Genomic DNA, 16,962 nt, shown 5'->3' on the forward strand with positions numbered 1-16,962 from the left:
GAGTGCGTTTGGCGAACCTTGGCTTACTCGTCGTTCTCGAGCTCCGCCTGCACTTCGGCGGTGAGGTCGAAGTTGCTGAAGACGTTCTGCACGTCATCGCTGTCCTCGAGCGCGTCGATGAGGCGGAACACCTTGCGCGCGGTGTCGGCGTCGATCTCGACCTTGAGGTTCGGGACGAACTCGACGTCGGCCGACTCGTACTCGATGCCGGCGTCGACGAGAGCGCTGCGCACGGCGACGAGGTCGGAGGCCTCGGTGATGACCTCGAACCCCTCGGCGTGCGGCTCGATCTCCTCAGCGCCCGCCTCGAGCGCCGCCATCATGACGTCGTCCTCGGTCGTGCCATCGGAGCCGACGACGATGACGCCCTTGCGGCTGAAGTTGTAGGCGACGCTGCCGGGGTCGGCGAGGGTTCCGCCGTTGCGGCTCAGCGCGGTGCGGACCTCCGCGGCGGCACGGTTCTTGTTGTCGGTCAGACACTCGATCATGAGCGCGACGCCGTTGGGGCCGTAGCCCTCGTACATGATCGACGTGTACTCGACGGCCTCGCCACCGATGCCGGCGCCGCGCTTGATCGCGCGATCGATGTTGTCCTTCGGGACCGAGGTCTTCTTCGCCTTGAGAACCGCGTCGAAGAGCGTCGGGTTGCCGGCCTGGTCGGGGCCGCCCAGCTTGGCCGCCACTTCGATGTTCTTGATGAGCTTCGCCCACGACTTCGCACGCCGCGCGTCGATGACGGCCTTCTTGTGCTTGGTCGTGGCCCATTTGGAATGCCCGGACATAGAGTCTCCCGCTCGTGTTCACCCCGGCGGAACGTCCCGCAGGGCATCGTCAAGTCTATCCAATCGGCGCAGACCCTCGCGGCGACCGGGCGGCGCGGGTCGCAGCGGCGCGACTGATCAGTCCTCGCCGGTGAGCGCCTGCAGCTCGCGCACGAGCGGGTGATCCGGGAGCCTCAGCGGAGCATCCGCCTCCGATGTCTGCCGCCAGCTGTCCCACCCCTCGTCGAGCGGCCACGAGCCGTCGGAGAGGAAGCGGGAACCCGCGGCATCCGCCAGAGCGCGCGCTCGGCGGACGGGTCATCTCCGCTGCGACACCGCGCTGAGGAACCGCTCGTGGAACCGGGTCTCCCCCGTGATCTCCGGGTGGAAGCTCAGACCGAGCAGGCCCGCCTGCTCGACAGCGACGACACGACCGTCCCCGAGAGCGGCGAGCACGGATGCCGCAGGTCCCACGCTCTCGACCACAGGGCCCCGGATGAAGGCGGCTCTGACGGGTCCTCCTTCGAGCTCCGGCATCTCGAGCTCCGCCTCGAAGGACTCGGCCTGCCGTCCGAAGGCGTTGCGGCGGACGACGACGTCGAGCCCGCCGAACGACTCCTGCCCCTCGATCGCGTCGACGACACGGTCGGCGAGCATGATGAGCCCGGCGCAGGTGCCGAGCACCGGCATCCCTTCGGCGATCGCGGCGCGGATCGGATGCTGCAGACCGAAGGTCCGCGAGAGCTTGTCGATGACACTCGACTCGCCGCCGGGGATCACGAGGCCTGCGACCTCGGCGAGCTCCTCAGGGCGGCGGACGAGCACGACATCGGCGCCGAGCCCCGCGAGCAGGGCGGCGTGCTCGCGCACGTCGCCCTGCAGCGCGAGGACGCCGACCTTCGGGCTACCAGCCACGCTCGGCGAGGCGGTGCGGGGCGGGGAGATCGGCGACGTTGATGCCCACCATCGCCTCGCCGAGCCCGCGCGAGACCTCGGCGATAACCTTGGGGTCGTCGTAGAACGTCGTCGCCTTGACGATCGCCTTGGCGCGCTCTGCCGGGTTCCCCGACTTGAAGATGCCGGATCCGACGAACACGCCGTCGGCGCCGAGCTGCATCATCATGGCGGCGTCCGCAGGTGTCGCCACTCCCCCGGCGACGAAGAGGACGACGGGGAGCTTGCCGGTCTCGGCGATCTCGGCGACGAGCTCGAACGGGGCCTGCAGCTCCTTGGCGGCCACGTACAGCTCGTCCTTGGGCAGGGCGGTGAGCGCGGCGATCTCGCCGCGGATCTTGCGGATGTGCTTCATCGCCTCCGACACGTCGCCGGTGCCGGCCTCTCCCTTGGAGCGGATCATCGCCGCGCCCTCGTTGATGCGGCGCAGCGCCTCGCCGAGGTTGGTGGCGCCGCACACGAACGGCACCGTGAAGTCGTACTTGTCGATGTGGTTGACGTAGTCGGCGGGCGAGAGCACCTCGGACTCGTCGATGTAGTCGACGCCGAGCTCCTGCAGCACCTGCGCCTCGACGAAGTGGCCGATGCGCGCCTTCGCCATGACGGGGATGGAGACCGCGTCGATGATGCTGTCGATCATGTCGGGGTCGCTCATGCGCGAGACGCCGCCCTGGGCGCGGATGTCGGCGGGCACCCGCTCCAGTGCCATCACTGCGACGGCTCCGGCGTCTTCGGCGATCTTCGCCTGCTCTGCGGTGACGACGTCCATGATGACGCCGCCCTTGAGCATCTCGGCCAGGCCGCGCTTGACGCGCGACGATCCGGTGGTGGTCTGTTCGGTCATGGAAGCTCCTCGGGTGAAACCAAACACATATTGATCTATGCCAAACACTAGCATCGTGCGGAACAACCTAGAATCGTGGCGAGGGCACATGAGCGACGACATCACAGGCACCACCGCGGCGGAGATCGCCGACTGTGTGCGCGGCCTGCGCGATCGGGGCGTCCTGCGCGCCGGCAGCGCCCTGCCCCCGGTGCGCGAGCTCGCAGCGACCCTTGGCGTCAATCGCAACACGGCGGTCGCCGCCTACCGCCAGCTCGCCCAGGCGGGGCTCGTCGTCAGCCGCGGCAGGGCCGGCACGATCGTCGCCGGCATCGAGTCCGTGCCGCAGGAGGGCTACTCCCCCGACACCGTACTGCGCGACATCGCCACCGGCAACCCCGACCCGCGTCTCATCCCCGACCCCTCCCGCGCTCTCGCCACCGTCACGGGTCGTCCGGTGCTGTACGGCGAGCCCGTGATCGACGCGGCACTCGACGCCTGGGCCAGGGAATGGGTCGCTGCCGATCTCACCGCCGACTTCAGGATCACCATCACCAGCGGCGCCGTCGACGCCGTCGAGCGCCTGCTCGCACAGGCACTGATGCGCGACGACGCCGTCGCCCTCGAGGATCCCTGCTTCCTCGCCAGCATCCACACCGTCCGTCTCGGCGGCTACCGTGCGATCCCGGTGCCGGTCGACAACGACGGGATGACGGTCGAGGGCCTGCGCGCCGCCCTCGACGCGGGAGTGCGGGCGGTCATCTGCACGCCGCGGGCGCAGAATCCGACCGGGGCGAGCCTCAGCCCACGCCGCGCCGCCGAGCTGCGGGCGGTGCTCACCGAGCATCCGTACGTCCTCCTCATCGAGGACGATCACTTCTCGATGCTCTCCCAGCGCCGGCACGAGTCGCTGATCGGCCCCGCGCACCGCAGGTTCGCCCTCGTACGCTCGGTGTCGAAGTTCCTGGGCCCCGACATGTGCCTGGCGATCGCCGCCACCGACCCCGAAACCGCCGAACGGCTCGCCATGCGGCTGAGCCCCGGCACCACCTGGGTCAGCCACCTCCTGCAACGGCTCGCCCTCGCCCAGCTCACCGACCCCGAGGTGCGCGCGCAGATCGCCGCCGCGGCCGCGCACTACGCCGACCGCAACGAGGCGTTCGCCGCGCGCCTGCGCGCGCACGGCGTCGATGTACCGGCATCCGACGGTCTGAGCCTCTGGGTGCCGCTGCCCCGCCCCGCCCGCGAGGTCGTCGAACGGCTGATGCGCCGGGGGTGGCTCGCCCGCACCGGCGACGAGTTCGCCCTCGCCGAGCGCAGCGAGCCATCGCGGCATCTGCGCCTCACGGTGCACGACCTCTCCGACGACGACGCCGACGCGCTCGTCGCCGATCTCGTCGCAGCTCTGCGATGATCGCTCAGAGCGGGCAGGCGCCCGCCCCGCCCCCAACGAAAGGATCGAGGAATGAAGGTCCTCTCCATCCAGTCCGCCGTCGCCTACGGCCACGTCGGCAACTCCGCCGCCGTCTTCCCGCTGCAACGCATCGGGGTCGAGGTGCTCCCGGTCTATACGGTGAACTTCTCTAACCACACCGGCTACGGGGCGTGGCGCGGTCCGCTCATCGCTCCGTCCGACGTCGCCGAGGTCATCACCGGCATCGAGGAACGCGGCGTCTTCGGCCAGATCGACGCGGTGCTCAGCGGCTACCAGGGTGGCGAGGGCATCGGCGACGTCATCATCGACGCCGTGGCGCGCGTCAAGGCCGTCAACCCCGACGCCCTCTACGCCTGCGACCCCGTGATGGGGAACGCGAAGAGCGGATGCTTCGTCGCCCCGGCCATCCCGATCCTGCTCCGCGACAAGGTCGTGCCGGTCGCCGACATCATCACGCCGAACCAGTTCGAGCTCGGCTTCCTCACCGAGACCGAGCCCGACACGCTGGAGTCGACCCTCGCCTCCGTGGACCTCGCGATGGCGATGGGGCCGAAGACGGTGCTCGTCACCAGCGTCGAGCGGCCCGACCGCGCGGAGGGCACGATCGAGATGCTCGTCGCGGATGCGTCGGGAGCCTGGATCGTGCAGACCCCGCGACTGCCGATGAAGGCGAACGGCTCGGGAGATGTGACCGCGGCGCTGTTCACGGCGCACTACGTCACCACCGGCAGCGCGAAAACGGCGCTCGAGCGCACCGCGTCGAGCGTCTTCGACCTGCTCTCGCTGACCCTCGAATCGGGCGAGCGCGAGCTGGCGCTCATCGAGGCGCAGGAGTTCTACGCCAACCCGCGCTTGCAGTTCGAAGCGAAGCAGGTGCGCTGACGGGGCGAAGCGCGATCAGACCGCCGGCCAGGCGTTCGCGACGGTCTCCCGCACCTCGCCCAGCAGCTGCGGCAGGGCCTTGGTCTTGGCGATGATCGGGAAGAAGTTCGAGTCCGACTGCCACCGGGGAACGATGTGCTGGTGCAGATGCGCGTCGACGCCCGCACCGGCGATGGCGCCCTGATTCATGCCGAGGTTGAAGCCATCGCACCGCGAGACCCGGCTGAGCACGCGCATGCCCGTCTGCGTCAGTGCGCCGATCTCCGCGACCTCTTCAGCGGTGGCCTGATCGTAGGTCGCGATGTGCCGGTAGGGGCACACGAGCAGGTGACCGGAGTTGTACGGGAACAGGTTCAGCAGCACATAGGCGGTCTTACCGCGCGCGACGATCAGCCGATCGGCATCCGCATGCTTCGGCGCTTCGCAGAAGGGGCATTCCTCGCGCAGGGGCTCCGGCCCCGCCTGGATGTACGCCATCCGATGCGGGGTCCACAGCCGCTGGAACTCGTCGGGGACCCCGACGAGATGCGCGGCGTCCTCCAACGACTCGCGCCGATCGGTCACGCGAGATCGCCCGCCTTCAGCACCAGCGCGTGCGCGGCGATGGCCGCGGTGATCCGCCTGACGGCATCCGCCACGGGCACGCCGTTCTCCTGCGTGCCGTCACGGAAGCGGAAGGAGACGGTGCCGGCGGTGCGGTCCTGCTCGCCGACGATGAGGATCAACGGCACCTTCGCCGTCGTGTGGTTGCGGATCTTCTTCTGCATGCGGTCGTCGGAGTGATCGACCTCCGCCCGCACCCCTGCGGCGCGCAGCTGCCCGATGACCTCGTCGAGGTACTCGCCGTACTGCTCGGCGACAGGGATGCCGACGACCTGGCTCGGGGCGAGCCACAGCGGGAAGTCGCCGGCGTAGTGCTCGAGCAGAATCGCGAAGAAGCGCTCGATCGAGCCGAGCAGGGCGCGGTGGATCATCACCGGGCGGTGCTTCAGTCCGTCAGGGCCCGTGTACTCGAGCTCGAAGCGGTCGGGCTGGTTGAAGTCGAGCTGGATCGTCGACATCTGCCAGGTGCGGCCGATCGCGTCGCGCGCCTGCACCGAGATCTTCGGGCCGTAGAAGGCGGCGCCTCCCGGATCGGCGACGAGTTCGAGACCCGAAGCGATGGCAACCTCGCGCAGCGTGTCGATCGCGGTCGACCACTGCTCCGGCTCACCGAGGAACTTCGGGTTGCCCTCTTCGTTCGTCGACAGCTCGAGGTAGAAGTCGTTCAGACCGTAGTCGCGCAAGAGGTTGAGCACGAGGTTCAAGTTCGTCGTGAGCTCTTCTTTGACCTGGTCCTGCGCGACGTAGACGTGCGCGTCGTCCTGCGTCAGTCCGCGCACACGCGTTAGCCCGGACAGCGTGCCGCTCTTCTCGTAGCGGTACACGGTGCCGAACTCCGCCAGCCGCAGCGGCAGCTCGCGGTAGGAACGTCCGCGCGAGCGGAAGATGAGGTTGTGGAACGGGCAGTTCATGGGCTTCAGGTAGTAGTCCTGCCCCTGACGCGTGACGTTGCCCTCGTCGTCGACGGTCTCGTCGAGGTGCATCGCCGGGAACATCCCGTCGGCATAGGTCTGCAGGTGGCCCGACGTCATGAAGAGGTCCTTCTTCGTGATGTGCGGGCTGTTGACGAGGTCGTAGCCGTTGCGCAGCAGATGCTTGCGCAGGTTCTCCTCGATCTCGTAGCGGATGATGCCGCCCTTGGGGTGGAACACCGCGAGTCCCGACCCGATCTCATCGGGGAACGAGAACAGGTCCATCTCGGCGCCGAGCTTGCGGTGGTCGCGGCGCTCGGCTTCGGCGATGCGCTCCTGGTAGGCGCGCAGCTCCTCCTTTGAGGGCCACGCCGTGCCGTAGATGCGCTGCAGCTGCGGGTTCTTCTCGCTGCCGCGCCAGTAGGCCGCAGCGATGCGAGTGAGATCCCAGCCGTTACCGATCATGCGGGTGTTCGGCAGGTGCGGCCCGCGGCAGAGGTCCTTCCAGACCACCTCGCCGTCGCGCGTGGTGTTGTCGTAGATCGTCAGCTCGCCCTCGCCGACCTCGACCGAAGCGCCCTCGGCGATCTCCGTTTGAATCCCTGCGCCTGCCGAAGGGCTCTTCAGTCCGATGAGCTCGAGCTTGAACGGTTCGTCGGCGAGCTCGGCGCGCGCCTCGTCGTCGGTGACGACGCGGCGCACGAAGCGCTGGCCCTCGCGGACGATGCGCTGCATCTCCTTCGAGATCGCCTTGATGTCCTCGGGGGTGAACGGCGTCTCGACGCCGAAGTCGTAGTAGAAGCCGTCGGTGACGGGAGGACCGATGCCGAGGTTCGCCTGCGGGTTGATCCGCTGCACCGCCTGTGCGAGGACGTGGGCGGTGGAGTGACGGAGGATGCTGAGCCCGTCGGCGCTGTCGATCGTGACCGGCTCGACCTCGTCGGCGTCGGTCACGCTGGCGGCGAGGTCCTTGAGGACGCCGTTCACGCGCATCGCGACGACGGATCGATCGGGGAACAGGGCGAAGCCGTCTTTCGGCTGGGCGTCAACAGGCACAGAATCTCCATCCAGGGTTCGGTTCCAGATTACTCGCTGGAACCGCGGGGCCGATCAGGCGCCGGCTTCGGCGGACGAGGCTGCGGGCGCGAAGATGATGATCGCCGCGCCCACGAGCGCGATGACCGAGCCGATCCAGTCCCAGGCCGTGGGTTTAAAGCCGTCGACGATGATGCCCCAGGCGAGGGAGCCGGCGATGAAGACGCCGCCGTACGAGGCGAGCACGCGGCCGAAGTTCGCGTCCGGCTGCAGCGCCGCGATGAATCCGTACGCGCCGAGCGCCATCACGCCGAGCACGGCGAAGAGCCATCCGCGATCCTCTTTGACCGCTTGCCAGATCAGCCAGGCCCCGCCGATCTCCGCTGCGGCGGCGAGGACGAAGAGGATGCTGATGCGCAGGACAGTCATGACGACAGTGTGTCAGAGGCAGCCGCGCGGCGGCGGTGAGCGGGCGGCCGTCTTTCCGCCGTCGAACGGTGCCCCCCAGACATCTTCAAGGAAACGAAAAGAACCCCCGGCTGAGCCGAGGGTTCTCGTCTGTGCGCGATACTGGGATCGAACCAGTGACCTCTTCCGTGTCAGGGAAGCGCGCTACCGCTGCGCCAATCGCGCCCGAGTGGGCTATTCAGTTTGTGTGAGGTGGCGACGGGATTCGAACCCGTGTAAACGGCTTTGCAGGCCGGTGCCTAGCCGCTCGGCCACGCCACCGTGTGGATTGACCCCACGTGCTGAAGGCCTTCCGAAGAAGGCCCCTGCACTTGAGCGGATGACGAGACTCGAACTCGCGACCCCAACCTTGGCAAGGTTGTGCGCTACCAACTGCGCTACATCCGCGTTGTTCCCGGTGGCTTGCCGCCCCGAGCACTTGATAAACATTAGCCGACGATCGGCCGTTGTCAAAACCAGCGGAGAATCTCGCGCGTGTCCGTCGATCTGGTCATCGGCGGCTCCGAGCGTCGGGTAGTATCGGTTGACGTACCCGCAAGGTACGGGCGATTGGCGCAGTTGGTAGCGCGCTTCCTTCACACGGAAGAGGTCATCGGTTCGAGTCCGGTATCGCCCACCACCCGGAGAGGCCTTCTGTCGCTTGGCAGGAGGCCTTTTCGCTGCCGTCATCCCGCCGCCTCGCCCCCTGTTGTCGCCATCGCGCGCCCCGGCGCACGCTGTGTGATCCCTTCTCCGGTCGCAACACCACCGAGGAGAAGGCCGGGAAGACTCCGCAACGATTCGCCGACATCGCGAAGGCTCGAGGCGTCGGTGGCCTGACCCCGATCGAACTCGAGTCCGCCATGAATCGCGGCCGGCTCTACGGCGCGATGGCCGCCCCGATGTCATCGAGCACTGCCGTCCAGTGCGCGAGCATCTGCTCGCGTTCGGCCGCGTCCGCAAGCCGCTCCTGGTGGAAGGCGATGGTCGTCCCGGTCGCCGCGGGCAGCACCGTGAGCTGCAGTGTCGCGTCGTGCGACCACTCCCCCGGCTTCCAGGTCAACCGGACCCTGCGCCCCTCGCTTCGACTGCGCAGCTCGCCGCGGACGCCTTCGTCGGTGACGTACGCCTCGCCGGGCACTCGCCCGAGTGCGGTGCGACCGAGCCACAGCGACAGCCCGTCGCCCATCAGGAACTCCCAGGCGAACGCGGGAGGGATCGGAAAAGTGCGACGGACGCCCATCTGCCAGCCGGAGTCCTTCGTGAGTCCTGTTGCATCAATCATGAAACTAGTTATAGTGGTTACATGGTCTCCGGTCAATGGTTCGTCGACAGCATCGGCGCGCGCTGGCACTTCGACTCCGGCGCGCTCTGTCTCGACTTCGCCTACACGGGCGACTTCGGCTACGACAACCCCGCATGGGAGCGGCTGCACTCCCCGACCGATCTGAGCGCTTGGCTGGTCGAGCGGTACGGCCCGCTCCAGGACACCGCCGACTCCGACGCCTTGTCGAGGGCGAAGGAGTTGCGGAGCACGATCACGGCGATCGCCCGCGCTCGCGCCGATGACACAGCGCCGGCGCCGTCTCAGGTGGACGCACTGAACTCTTGGGCGGCTCACCCCGATATACCCCCCACCCTTGCCGGAGGCACCGTCGCCCCGGCGCAGGCGACTGTCGCACGGGCTCTCGCGACGATCGCCCGCGATGCCGTCGATGTCTTCGCCCAGGGCCCCAGCCGCATCCGACGATGCGCCTCAGACGACTGCGGCCTCGTGTTCTTCGACGGATCACGCCCGAACTCCCGTCGATGGTGCTCCATGCAGCATTGCGGCAATCGCACCAAAGTCCGCACCCACCGAAACCGCACGAAGGAGATCAGATCATGACCATCGTCACCCACCTCAACCCGGCTGACCTGCACACCTCGCCCGCGTTCTCACAAGGAACGCTCGTCCCGACGGGGCGCACGCTCTACGTCGGAGGGCAGAACGGAACCGCCAGCGATGGTTCGCTCGCCGAGGGAACTGCGGCACAAACCGCACTCGCACTCCGAAACGTCCTCAGCGTTCTCAGCGCCGCGGGTGCAGGCGTCGAGAACGTCGCGAAGCTCACGATCCACCTCGCCGCCGAAGCCGATGTGAGCGAGGCCTTCGCGGCCGCAGCCGAAACCTGGGGGATGCATCCGACGGCGATCACCGTGCTGCGAGTCATCGGATTCGCCCGGCCGGGCGCGCTTGTCGAAATCGACGCCGTAGCCGCGCTCCCCGCCGAAACAGCATGACCGCGTGAAGCCGGGCAGTCAGACGAGGCGACACAGGGAATCATGGGCCAGGCGGCGGGGCTCGGCATCCGATCCCCGCCGCACTCCCCTGCGTTCGGCGTCAGCCAAGGTTGCGCACGAGCAGATCGGTAGCACGGGCCTCTACGCGAAAGCTGCCGGACGAGATCGCCGTCGTGGCCCGCTCCCTATGCTCTGACCATGACGGAGCAGCAGGATCGCGAAGCGTTCGATCACCGCCACGATCCAGGGCAGTTCGAGATCACCGTGCTCGTCGGCGATCACGGCGCGAACGGTTCGAAGTCCCCAGAGGAATCTTTGTGGACAGCGTCGGTCGGGCTGCTCGGATACGTCGACGCCGACGGCGCGGAGATCGTCGAGAAGGGGCGCCTGTCCTGGCTCGTGGCGAAGGACGCGAACGGAGCGAACAGAACGAACAGCACCTGGATCCACGATCTCGCACCGCTGACGCAGTACGTGGTCCGCGTGCGCCGCGCAGCACCCGCCGATCCCGAGAACTATGCGAGATTCGTCAGGCTCGGCATCCCGATCCCCGACCTCACACACCATTTCGCGCTCGACGAGGTGATCGAGCGCGATGTGCACGTCCCCGCCCTCGTCGACCGCCGCGACAACTGGACCAGACCCCTCACGCTCGCGACCGGCCTCGGCTCCTTCGAGCTCGAGCGCTCCTTCGGCTGGTTCTCCGGCGTCGTGGCATGGGCTGGCAGCGATGTGCAGGCGCTGCTGCACGCGGACGACGACTCCGTCACCGGCTCCGAGACCTGCGCCGTCGCCCTGCGCGCGCTGGAGCGGCGCCTGTCGGATGCCGACACGATCGATGCACGCTGGCGCGCCTTCGCCGCCGCGCAGCTCACCGAGCTCGCGAACGACTGGCGGCAGGAAGCGTCCGATGACGAGCCCCTCGCCGAGATCTCCCCCGAGGCCTTCGCCGAGCGCATCCGCCTGAGCGAACTCGCCATCGCCTCGGATGGCTCGATGACGGCGTGCTTCGACGACGACGATCTCTTCTGGGGGCACACGATCGTGCTCGAGACGGATGCGGGCGGGACGCCGCACGACGCGGACATCGCCGGGTGACGACGCGCCGACTGCACGGGCCGCAGCGGCCGCCGAGGTCTGGACCTCAGGCGCTCTTCCAGCCGTACCGCTCCTGCAGCGCCTTCGCTACCCTTCCGTATCGCTTCGCGTCGAGCACCGCCGCCTCCCGGCGCAGGCCCTTCTCGTGCACGCTGTACAGCTGCTCGATGTCGACCCATGACTCGCGGCCCTGAGAATCCCACGCCCCGCTGCCGATCGAGAGGTAGTCGCGGTCGCCATCGTGCGCCTTGCTCGTCATCCGTACGGCGTAGACGCGATCTGCGGATTGCCGTCCGATCACGAGCACCGGCCGGTCCTTGCCGCGGCCGTCGTTCTCCTCGTACGGCACCCAGGTCCAGATGACCTCTCCCGCGTCCGGCGCGCCGTCGCGATCGGGAGCGTAGGCGATGCGCAGATCGCGGATGCCGTCTGGATCGATGCGCACGGTCTGAGAACCCGCATCGCGACCTGCCGTGACCGTTAGACCGGCATCCGTCTCGCCTTCCGCGCTCGTACGAAGGCGCGCCCTGGGGCGCGCTGGCGTCTGCGCCGGTGCGGACGTCTGCCGTTGCGCGCTCACCACGGCGCGCACGACCTGGACAAGAGCGGAGAGGATGCCGTTCGATCTAGCCACCCGCTCACGATAGCGCCGCGCACCGAAGGGGCCCGGCACCCCCGTTGGGATGTCGGGCCCCTGTGGAGCGTGCGAGGTCACTCCGCGAGCGCGTAGCCCTCCTCGCCGTGCACCACAAGGTCAACGCCGGCGATCTCATCCTCGTTCGCGATGCGGAAGCCGATCGTCTTCTCGATCGCGATGCCGATGACGAAGGCGACGACGAAGGAGTAGATGAGAACTCCGAAGGCGGCGATCGCCTGCACCGCCAGCTGACGGAAGTCGCCGCCGACGAACAGACCGCTGCCGGTCGCGAACAGACCCAGGTACAGGGTTCCGAACAGACCGCCGACGAGGTGGATGCCGACCACATCGAGAGAGTCGTCGAAGCCGAGGCGGAACTTCAGCTCGACCGCGAGTGCGCAGATGATGCCGGCGAGAGCGCCGAGCAGCAGCGACCAGCCGGGCGTCAGGTTGGCGCAGGCCGGGGTGATCGCGACCAGGCCAGCCACCGCGCCGGATGCCGCGCCGACCGAGGTCGCCTTGCCGTCCTTGATGCGCTCGATGAGGATCCAGCCGAGAACAGCCGCCGCCGTGGCGCCCAGGGTGTTGAGGCCGATCAGGCCGACGCCGCCCATGTCTTCGGCGAGCCATTCCGCTCCGGCGTTGAATCCGAACCAGCCGAACCACAGCAGAGCTGCGCCCAGGAGCGTCAGCGGCACGTTGTGCGGCTTCAGGATGCCCTTCTGGAAGCCGATGCGCTTGCCGAGGACGATCGCGAGGGCGAGGGCCGCGGCACCCGCGTTGATGTGCACCGCGGTGCCACCGGCGTAGTCGATGACGGCGATGCCGCTCTCCTCACCGAACAGGGCGGTGCCGAGGTTCATGATCCAGCCACCGCCCCAGACCCAGGCCGCGACCGGGAAGTAGCCGAGCGTGGCGAAGACACCGGCGAAGATCAGCCAGGAGCCGAACTTCGCGCGGTCTGCGATGGCGCCGGAGATCAGGGCGACGGTGATGATCGCGAAGGTCGCGCCGTAGGCGACGCCGAGCAGGGCGACGTTCGACCCCTCGCCGCTGGCGAGCGAGCTGAGGCCGAAGTCGGCGAACGGGTTGCCGGCGAAGGCCGTCGGGCTGTCGACCGCGCTCATCGAGAATCCGAACAGGATCCAGAGCACCGCCACCAGTCCGATGGAGCCGAAGCTCATCATCATCATGCTGACGACGCTCTTGGCCTTCACCAGACCGCCGTAGAAGAAGGCGACACCGGGGGTCATCAGCAGCACGAGGGCCGTTGCTGTGATCGCCCAGGAAATGTTGCCGGGTGCGTCCATGGGTAAACCTCACATTCAGGGAACTGTAAGGTTCAGTGTGGCCAGGGCCGATTTCCGGTGATCGTGAAGATTGTTACGGTGAGGTTACACAAAGCCCCGTCATGTGAACATCGCGTTACGAGGCGCGGTGTCAGCGCTCAGCGTGCGTGAGCGCGTTCAAGCGCGAGATCGCCCGCAGGTACTTCTTGCGATAGCCTCCGCCGAGCATCTCCTCGGCGAAGACCTGATCGAGGCCGACGCCGGTGGCGACGATGGGGATCTGGGCGTCGTACACGCGGTCGACGAAGGCCACGAAACGCAGCGCCTCCGACTGGTCCGTGAGCACGTGCACATCGCGCAGTCCGATCCGCTCGACGCCGGCGATCACCCGGAGATAGCGCGAAGGATGCACCAGGGCGAGGTGCGCGATCAGCTCACCGAAGGAGTCGTCGGATGCCGTCGCCCCCTGCGCCGCGATGATCGCCGCCTCGTACTCGTCCGGAGTAGACACGACGGCGTGCCCGTCGATGGCCCGCTGACGGAAGTCGACGCCGTCGATGCGCAGCGTCTGGAAGCTGTCCGACATCGCGTGGATCTCGCGGAGGAAGTCCTGCGCGGCGAACCGCCCCTCCCCCAGCGCGTTCGGCGGCGTGTTGGAGGTGGCGGCGAGCCTGGTACCGGTGGGGACGAGCTCGCCGAGCAGCCGAGTCATCACCATGGTGTCGCCGGGGTCGTCGAGCTCGAACTCATCGATGCACAGCAGATCCGCGCCCTTGAGCAGGTCGACGGTGTTCTTGTAGCCGAGCGCACCGACGAGCGCCGTGTACTCGATGAACGATCCGAAGTACTTCCGCCGCGCCGGCATCGCGTGGTAGATCGAGGCGAGCAGGTGCGTCTTGCCCACGCCGAAGCCGCCGTCGAGGTACACGCCCGGCTTCATCTCGGGTTCCTTCTTCGCCCGGCTGAACAGCCCGCCGCGCTTGACCGGTGCCCCGCGTCCGGCGAAGCGGACCAGCGTCTGCTTCGCCTCCTCCTGCGAGGGATGCGCATCGTCGGCGCGGTAGCTCTCGAACGTGGCGCCGTCGAACTGCGGCGGCGGAACGAGGCTCGCCAGCATCTCGGGACCGGTGACGGTCGGCTGGCGATCGGTCAGGTGCACGACGCGGGTGCTGCTCGCGGAATCGGTCATCGGATTTTCCTGTGTCGAAGTCTTACGAATCCGGTGCCGGGTGCGCAGCGGGGATCTATCGTCGAAGGGACGGCTCCACACTACGCCGTCAGCGCCCGGCATCGCCTGCTCACCGTCTGAGGAGACCCCTGTGACCATCGAGTTCGATTCGTCTTCACCGAAGTTCGCCGAGTACGCGCAGCCCGGCCGCCTCGTCAGCACCGAATGGCTGGCCGCGCACCTGGGCGCGCCGGGTCTCGTGGTCGTCGAATCGGATGAGGACGTGCTCCTCTACGAGACGGGTCATATCCCTGGGGCCGTGAAGGTCGACTGGCACACGGAGCTCAACGACCCGGTCGTGCGCGACTACGTCGACGGCGCCGGCTTCGCGGCTCTGCTCAGCCGCAAGGGCATCGCCCGCGACGACACCGTCGTCATCTACGGAGACAAGAACAACTGGTGGGCGGCCTACGCACTGTGGGTGTTCTCCCTCTTCGGACACGAGGATGTGCGTCTGCTCGACGGCGGCCGCGACCGCTGGATCGCCGAGGGCCGGGAGATCACCCGGGAGCCCACCGACCGCCCCGCGACGGAGTATCCCGTCGTCGAACGCGACGACTCCGCCATCCGCGCCTACAAGGAGGACGTCCTCGCCCACCTCGGCAACCCGCTCATCGACGTGCGCTCCCCCGAGGAGTACAGCGGTGAGCGCACGACGGCGCCCGCCTACCCCGAGGAGGGCGCGCTGCGTGCGGGCCACATTCCCACCGCGCAGTCCGTCCCGTGGGGCCGTGCCGTCGCCGAGGACGGCGGCTTCCGCACCCGCGCCGAGCTCGATGCCATCTACCGCGACGGCGCCGGCCTCACCGACGGCGATGACGTCGTGGCCTACTGCCGCATCGGCGAGCGCTCCAGTCACACGTGGTTCGTGCTGAAGCATCTGCTCGGGTTCGAGAACGTCCGCAACTACGACGGATCGTGGACGGAATGGGGAAGCGCCGTGCGCGTCCCGATCGTCACCGGCACGGAGCCGGGGTCGCTCTGACCGTGTGAGAATGTCGGGGATGAGCACCAGCCACGTTCCCGCTTCCCTCGCCGAGATCCGCGACGCGTTCCTCGACACCGCCGAGGCCGATCGGCTCCTCCTCCTGCTCGAGTTCGCCGACGAGCTTCCGGCGACACCCGACGAGGTCGCCGCGCACCCGGAGAGGTACGAACGCGTCGCCGAGTGCCAGTCGCCCGTGTTCATCCACCTCGAGGTGCACGACGACCTCGTGACGATGCACGCCACCGCGCCGGCCGAAGCTCCGACGACCCGCGGCTTCGCCAGCATCCTCGTCCAGGGGATCACCGGTCTCACGGCCGACGAGGTCCTCGCGATCCCCTCCGACTACCCGCAGACCCTCGGACTCACCCGGGCGGTGTCGCCGTTGCGCCTCGGCGGGATGACCGGGATGCTGATGCGCGCCAAGAACCAGGTCACGCAGAAGCGCTGAGGCCCTGCTCGCGCAGCCAGCCGTCGATCGCCGCGGACCATCCCGCTTCGTCGTAGTTCCAGAGCTTGGTGTGGCGGGCCCCCGTGAAATGCGGCATCGTCACGAGATCGGGTCTCGCCGCTTGCAGCGCGTGCGACGCGTCGGCCGGCACGAAGCCGTCGTCGTCGCTGTGCAGGATGAGGATCGGCACGTCCAGTTCCTCGGCCCTGGCGACCATGTCGAGCCGGTCGAAGGAGATCGCGTCGTCGGCACCGCTGAGCCGGGCCGTCAGCGGGACCTGGAGCGCGCCCATCGCCAGGTCGGGCAGCGGCGCCCGCAGACCCGACTCCCGCGCCTGGAACCGCAGCACGGTCCGCCAGTCCACAACCGGGGACTCCAGGATCAGCCCCGCGATCCGGTCGCGCGAGCCCGAGTTCACTGCGACCTGCAGCGAGATGGCGCCGCCCATCGACCATCCCATCAGGATGACCCTCTCGGCGCCGTGGCGAAGCGCGTAGGAGATCGCCGCATCGATGTCGCGCCATTCAGCGCTCCCCAGCGCGTAGGCACCCGCACGGCTGCGCGGCGCTTCGCCGTCGTTGCGGTACGAGACGACGAGGTTCGGCAGACCCGCCGCGTGCAGCACAGGAACGGCCCGCAGGCACTCGGCGCGCATGCCGCCTCGGCCGTGCACCTGGATGACCCAGGTCGAGGACTCAGCAGGGAAGAACCACGCCGGGCAGGGGCCGGACGCCGACCCGATCAGCACGTTCTCCCATGGCAGGTGCAGCTCACTCGGCGCCGAGTAGTACCAACCGCTGAAGGCGGCTTCGCGGTCGACCTTGGCGCCCGGCTCGATCTGCGTCAGCAGCTTGCGGCGCACCGTCGTGGCGTCGGCGCTCAGCACGGCGCCGAGCTTGACATAGCCGTGGGTGCCGGTGGTGAACAGCCCGTAGCGTCCCGGCAGCTCGGTGTCGGCCGTCCGCTGCAGTTCGATGGTCTGCGCCCCTGTGTCGACCGCGCGGATCACGACGTCCGGCGTGCGACGGCCGATGCTCACGACCCGACGGGCGGTGCCGAGCACCACCAGGGCGCTCGCCGCTGCGAGGGCCAGGAGCGCAGGGACAACGAGCGCAACGGCGTGCCTGAGACTCTTCATCG

18 protein-coding genes and 4 tRNA genes are annotated in these 16,962 nt (G+C 68.3%); 8 read left to right on the forward strand and 14 right to left on the reverse strand.

Going from position 1 to position 16,962, the window contains the following annotated elements:
• Positions 1-23: 23 nt before the first annotated feature.
• From QM568_RS11005 to pdxS, 3 genes are all read right to left on the reverse strand, one after another.
• Positions 24-782, reverse strand: coding sequence for a YebC/PmpR family DNA-binding transcriptional regulator (locus QM568_RS11005; protein ID WP_415138750.1), 759 nt, complete (start codon positions 780-782; stop codon positions 24-26).
• Between the two features lie 297 nt (positions 783-1,079).
• On the reverse strand, positions 1,080-1,676 hold the full coding sequence (gene pdxT, locus QM568_RS11010; RefSeq protein ID WP_415138752.1) for a pyridoxal 5'-phosphate synthase glutaminase subunit PdxT: 597 nt from the start codon (positions 1,674-1,676) through the stop codon (positions 1,080-1,082).
• Entirely contained in the window at positions 1,666-2,559 is an 894-nt protein-coding gene (gene pdxS, locus QM568_RS11015; protein ID WP_415138754.1) for a pyridoxal 5'-phosphate synthase lyase subunit PdxS, read from the reverse strand. Before pdxS ends, pdxT begins: the two co-directional genes overlap by 11 nt.
• An 88-nt stretch (positions 2,560-2,647) precedes the next feature.
• Between pdxS and QM568_RS11020 the strand changes: the two genes are divergently transcribed.
• A complete protein-coding gene (locus QM568_RS11020; RefSeq protein WP_415138756.1) occupies positions 2,648-3,952 on the forward strand; it encodes an aminotransferase class I/II-fold pyridoxal phosphate-dependent enzyme in 1,305 nt (434 codons plus the stop codon).
• A gap of 51 nt (positions 3,953-4,003) precedes the next feature.
• Positions 4,004-4,855, forward strand: coding sequence for a pyridoxal kinase PdxY (gene pdxY / locus QM568_RS11025; RefSeq protein WP_415138758.1), 852 nt, complete (start codon positions 4,004-4,006; stop codon positions 4,853-4,855).
• Between the two features lie 15 nt (positions 4,856-4,870).
• Here the strand turns inward: pdxY and QM568_RS11030 are convergent, their stop codons facing one another.
• The 6 genes from QM568_RS11030 to QM568_RS11055 all read right to left on the reverse strand — a co-directional run bounded on the left by QM568_RS11030 (position 4,871) and on the right by QM568_RS11055 (position 8,259).
• Complete coding sequence (locus tag QM568_RS11030; protein ID WP_415138760.1) at positions 4,871-5,419, reverse strand: HIT family protein; 549 nt, start codon at positions 5,417-5,419, stop codon at positions 4,871-4,873.
• Positions 5,416-7,362: a threonine--tRNA ligase gene (gene thrS / locus QM568_RS11035; RefSeq protein WP_415138835.1), complete on the reverse strand. Its 1,947-nt coding sequence runs from the start codon at positions 7,360-7,362 to the stop codon at positions 5,416-5,418. Before thrS ends, QM568_RS11030 begins: the two co-directional genes overlap by 4 nt.
• Before the next feature lie 117 nt (positions 7,363-7,479).
• Positions 7,480-7,833 carry a YnfA family protein gene (locus QM568_RS11040; RefSeq protein WP_415138762.1) on the reverse strand — a complete coding sequence of 118 codons (354 nt, stop codon included), beginning with the start codon at positions 7,831-7,833 and terminating at the stop codon, positions 7,480-7,482.
• A gap of 132 nt (positions 7,834-7,965) precedes the next feature.
• Positions 7,966-8,037 (reverse strand) — tRNA-Val (locus QM568_RS11045).
• A gap of 25 nt (positions 8,038-8,062) precedes the next feature.
• Positions 8,063-8,133, reverse strand: a tRNA-Cys gene (locus QM568_RS11050).
• A gap of 53 nt (positions 8,134-8,186) precedes the next feature.
• A tRNA-Gly gene (locus QM568_RS11055) sits at positions 8,187-8,259 on the reverse strand.
• Positions 8,260-8,415: 156 nt separating this feature from the next.
• On the opposite strand from QM568_RS11055, the gene QM568_RS11060 reads away from it, so the two are divergent.
• Positions 8,416-8,491: transfer RNA gene (locus QM568_RS11060), tRNA-Val, on the forward strand.
• A gap of 240 nt (positions 8,492-8,731) precedes the next feature.
• Here QM568_RS11060 and QM568_RS11065 read toward each other — a convergent pair.
• Entirely contained in the window at positions 8,732-9,136 is a 405-nt protein-coding gene (locus tag QM568_RS11065; protein ID WP_415138764.1) for an SRPBCC domain-containing protein, read from the reverse strand.
• A 21-nt stretch (positions 9,137-9,157) separates the two neighbouring features.
• On the opposite strand from QM568_RS11065, the gene QM568_RS11070 reads away from it, so the two are divergent.
• From QM568_RS11070 to QM568_RS11080, 3 genes are all read left to right on the forward strand, one after another.
• Positions 9,158-9,739, forward strand: a complete 582-nt coding sequence (locus tag QM568_RS11070; RefSeq protein ID WP_415138766.1) for a CGNR zinc finger domain-containing protein — start codon at positions 9,158-9,160, stop codon at positions 9,737-9,739.
• On the forward strand, positions 9,736-10,134 hold the full coding sequence (locus QM568_RS11075) for a RidA family protein (RefSeq protein ID WP_415138768.1): 399 nt from the start codon (positions 9,736-9,738) through the stop codon (positions 10,132-10,134). The genes QM568_RS11070 and QM568_RS11075 overlap by 4 nt, the downstream gene beginning before the upstream one ends.
• Before the next feature lie 198 nt (positions 10,135-10,332).
• The gene (locus QM568_RS11080; RefSeq protein WP_415138770.1) at positions 10,333-11,232 is read left to right on the forward strand and encodes a DUF2262 domain-containing protein; all 900 of its coding nucleotides are present in this window, start codon (positions 10,333-10,335) and stop codon (positions 11,230-11,232) included.
• A 46-nt stretch (positions 11,233-11,278) separates the two neighbouring features.
• Here QM568_RS11080 and QM568_RS11085 read toward each other — a convergent pair whose 3' ends face one another.
• The 3 genes from QM568_RS11085 to zapE form a co-directional block, all read right to left on the reverse strand.
• A complete protein-coding gene (locus QM568_RS11085; RefSeq protein ID WP_415138772.1) occupies positions 11,279-11,866 on the reverse strand; it encodes a type II toxin-antitoxin system PemK/MazF family toxin in 588 nt (195 codons plus the stop codon).
• Between the two features lie 77 nt (positions 11,867-11,943).
• Entirely contained in the window at positions 11,944-13,179 is a 1,236-nt protein-coding gene (locus QM568_RS11090) for an ammonium transporter (protein ID WP_415138774.1), read from the reverse strand.
• A 130-nt stretch (positions 13,180-13,309) separates the two neighbouring features.
• A complete protein-coding gene (zapE, locus tag QM568_RS11095; RefSeq protein WP_415138776.1) occupies positions 13,310-14,347 on the reverse strand; it encodes a cell division protein ZapE in 1,038 nt (345 codons plus the stop codon).
• A gap of 130 nt (positions 14,348-14,477) precedes the next feature.
• Here zapE and QM568_RS11100 point away from each other — a divergent pair, with 130 nt between their 5' ends.
• Together QM568_RS11100 and QM568_RS11105 are read left to right on the forward strand one after the other, a co-directional pair.
• On the forward strand, positions 14,478-15,371 hold the full coding sequence (locus QM568_RS11100; RefSeq protein WP_415138778.1) for a sulfurtransferase: 894 nt from the start codon (positions 14,478-14,480) through the stop codon (positions 15,369-15,371).
• Positions 15,372-15,390: 19 nt separating this feature from the next.
• A complete protein-coding gene (locus QM568_RS11105; protein WP_415138780.1) occupies positions 15,391-15,822 on the forward strand; it encodes a SufE family protein in 432 nt (143 codons plus the stop codon).
• Here the strand turns inward: QM568_RS11105 and QM568_RS11110 are convergent.
• Positions 15,806-16,960: an alpha/beta hydrolase gene (locus tag QM568_RS11110; RefSeq protein ID WP_415138782.1), complete on the reverse strand. Its 1,155-nt coding sequence runs from the start codon at positions 16,958-16,960 to the stop codon at positions 15,806-15,808. The two genes, QM568_RS11105 and QM568_RS11110, sit on opposite strands and share 17 nt — an antisense overlap.
• Positions 16,961-16,962 lie beyond the last annotated feature (2 nt).

This window comes from Microbacterium sp., from assembly GCF_047607465.1.
Classification (GTDB): domain Bacteria; phylum Actinomycetota; class Actinomycetes; order Actinomycetales; family Microbacteriaceae; genus Microbacterium.

Coding starts and splice junctions, on each gene's coding strand:
- QM568_RS11105 (WP_415138780.1), top strand. CDS start 15,391: ATGAGCACCAGCCACGTTCCCGCTTCCCTCGCCGAGATCCGCGACGCG.
- pdxY (WP_415138758.1), top strand. CDS start 4,004: ATGAAGGTCCTCTCCATCCAGTCCGCCGTCGCCTACGGCCACGTCGGC.
- zapE (WP_415138776.1), bottom strand. CDS start 14,347: ATGACCGATTCCGCGAGCAGCACCCGCGTCGTGCACCTGACCGATCGC.
- QM568_RS11080 (WP_415138770.1), top strand. CDS start 10,333: ATGACGGAGCAGCAGGATCGCGAAGCGTTCGATCACCGCCACGATCCA.
- QM568_RS11020 (WP_415138756.1), top strand. CDS start 2,648: ATGAGCGACGACATCACAGGCACCACCGCGGCGGAGATCGCCGACTGT.
- QM568_RS11070 (WP_415138766.1), top strand. CDS start 9,158: ATGGTCTCCGGTCAATGGTTCGTCGACAGCATCGGCGCGCGCTGGCAC.
- QM568_RS11040 (WP_415138762.1), bottom strand. CDS start 7,833: ATGACTGTCCTGCGCATCAGCATCCTCTTCGTCCTCGCCGCCGCAGCG.
- thrS (WP_415138835.1), bottom strand. CDS start 7,362: ATGCGCGTGAACGGCGTCCTCAAGGACCTCGCCGCCAGCGTGACCGAC.
- QM568_RS11075 (WP_415138768.1), top strand. CDS start 9,736: ATGACCATCGTCACCCACCTCAACCCGGCTGACCTGCACACCTCGCCC.
- pdxS (WP_415138754.1), bottom strand. CDS start 2,559: ATGACCGAACAGACCACCACCGGATCGTCGCGCGTCAAGCGCGGCCTG.
- QM568_RS11005 (WP_415138750.1), bottom strand. CDS start 782: ATGTCCGGGCATTCCAAATGGGCCACGACCAAGCACAAGAAGGCCGTC.
- QM568_RS11110 (WP_415138782.1), bottom strand. CDS start 16,960: ATGAAGAGTCTCAGGCACGCCGTTGCGCTCGTTGTCCCTGCGCTCCTG.
- QM568_RS11090 (WP_415138774.1), bottom strand. CDS start 13,179: ATGGACGCACCCGGCAACATTTCCTGGGCGATCACAGCAACGGCCCTC.
- QM568_RS11065 (WP_415138764.1), bottom strand. CDS start 9,136: ATGATTGATGCAACAGGACTCACGAAGGACTCCGGCTGGCAGATGGGC.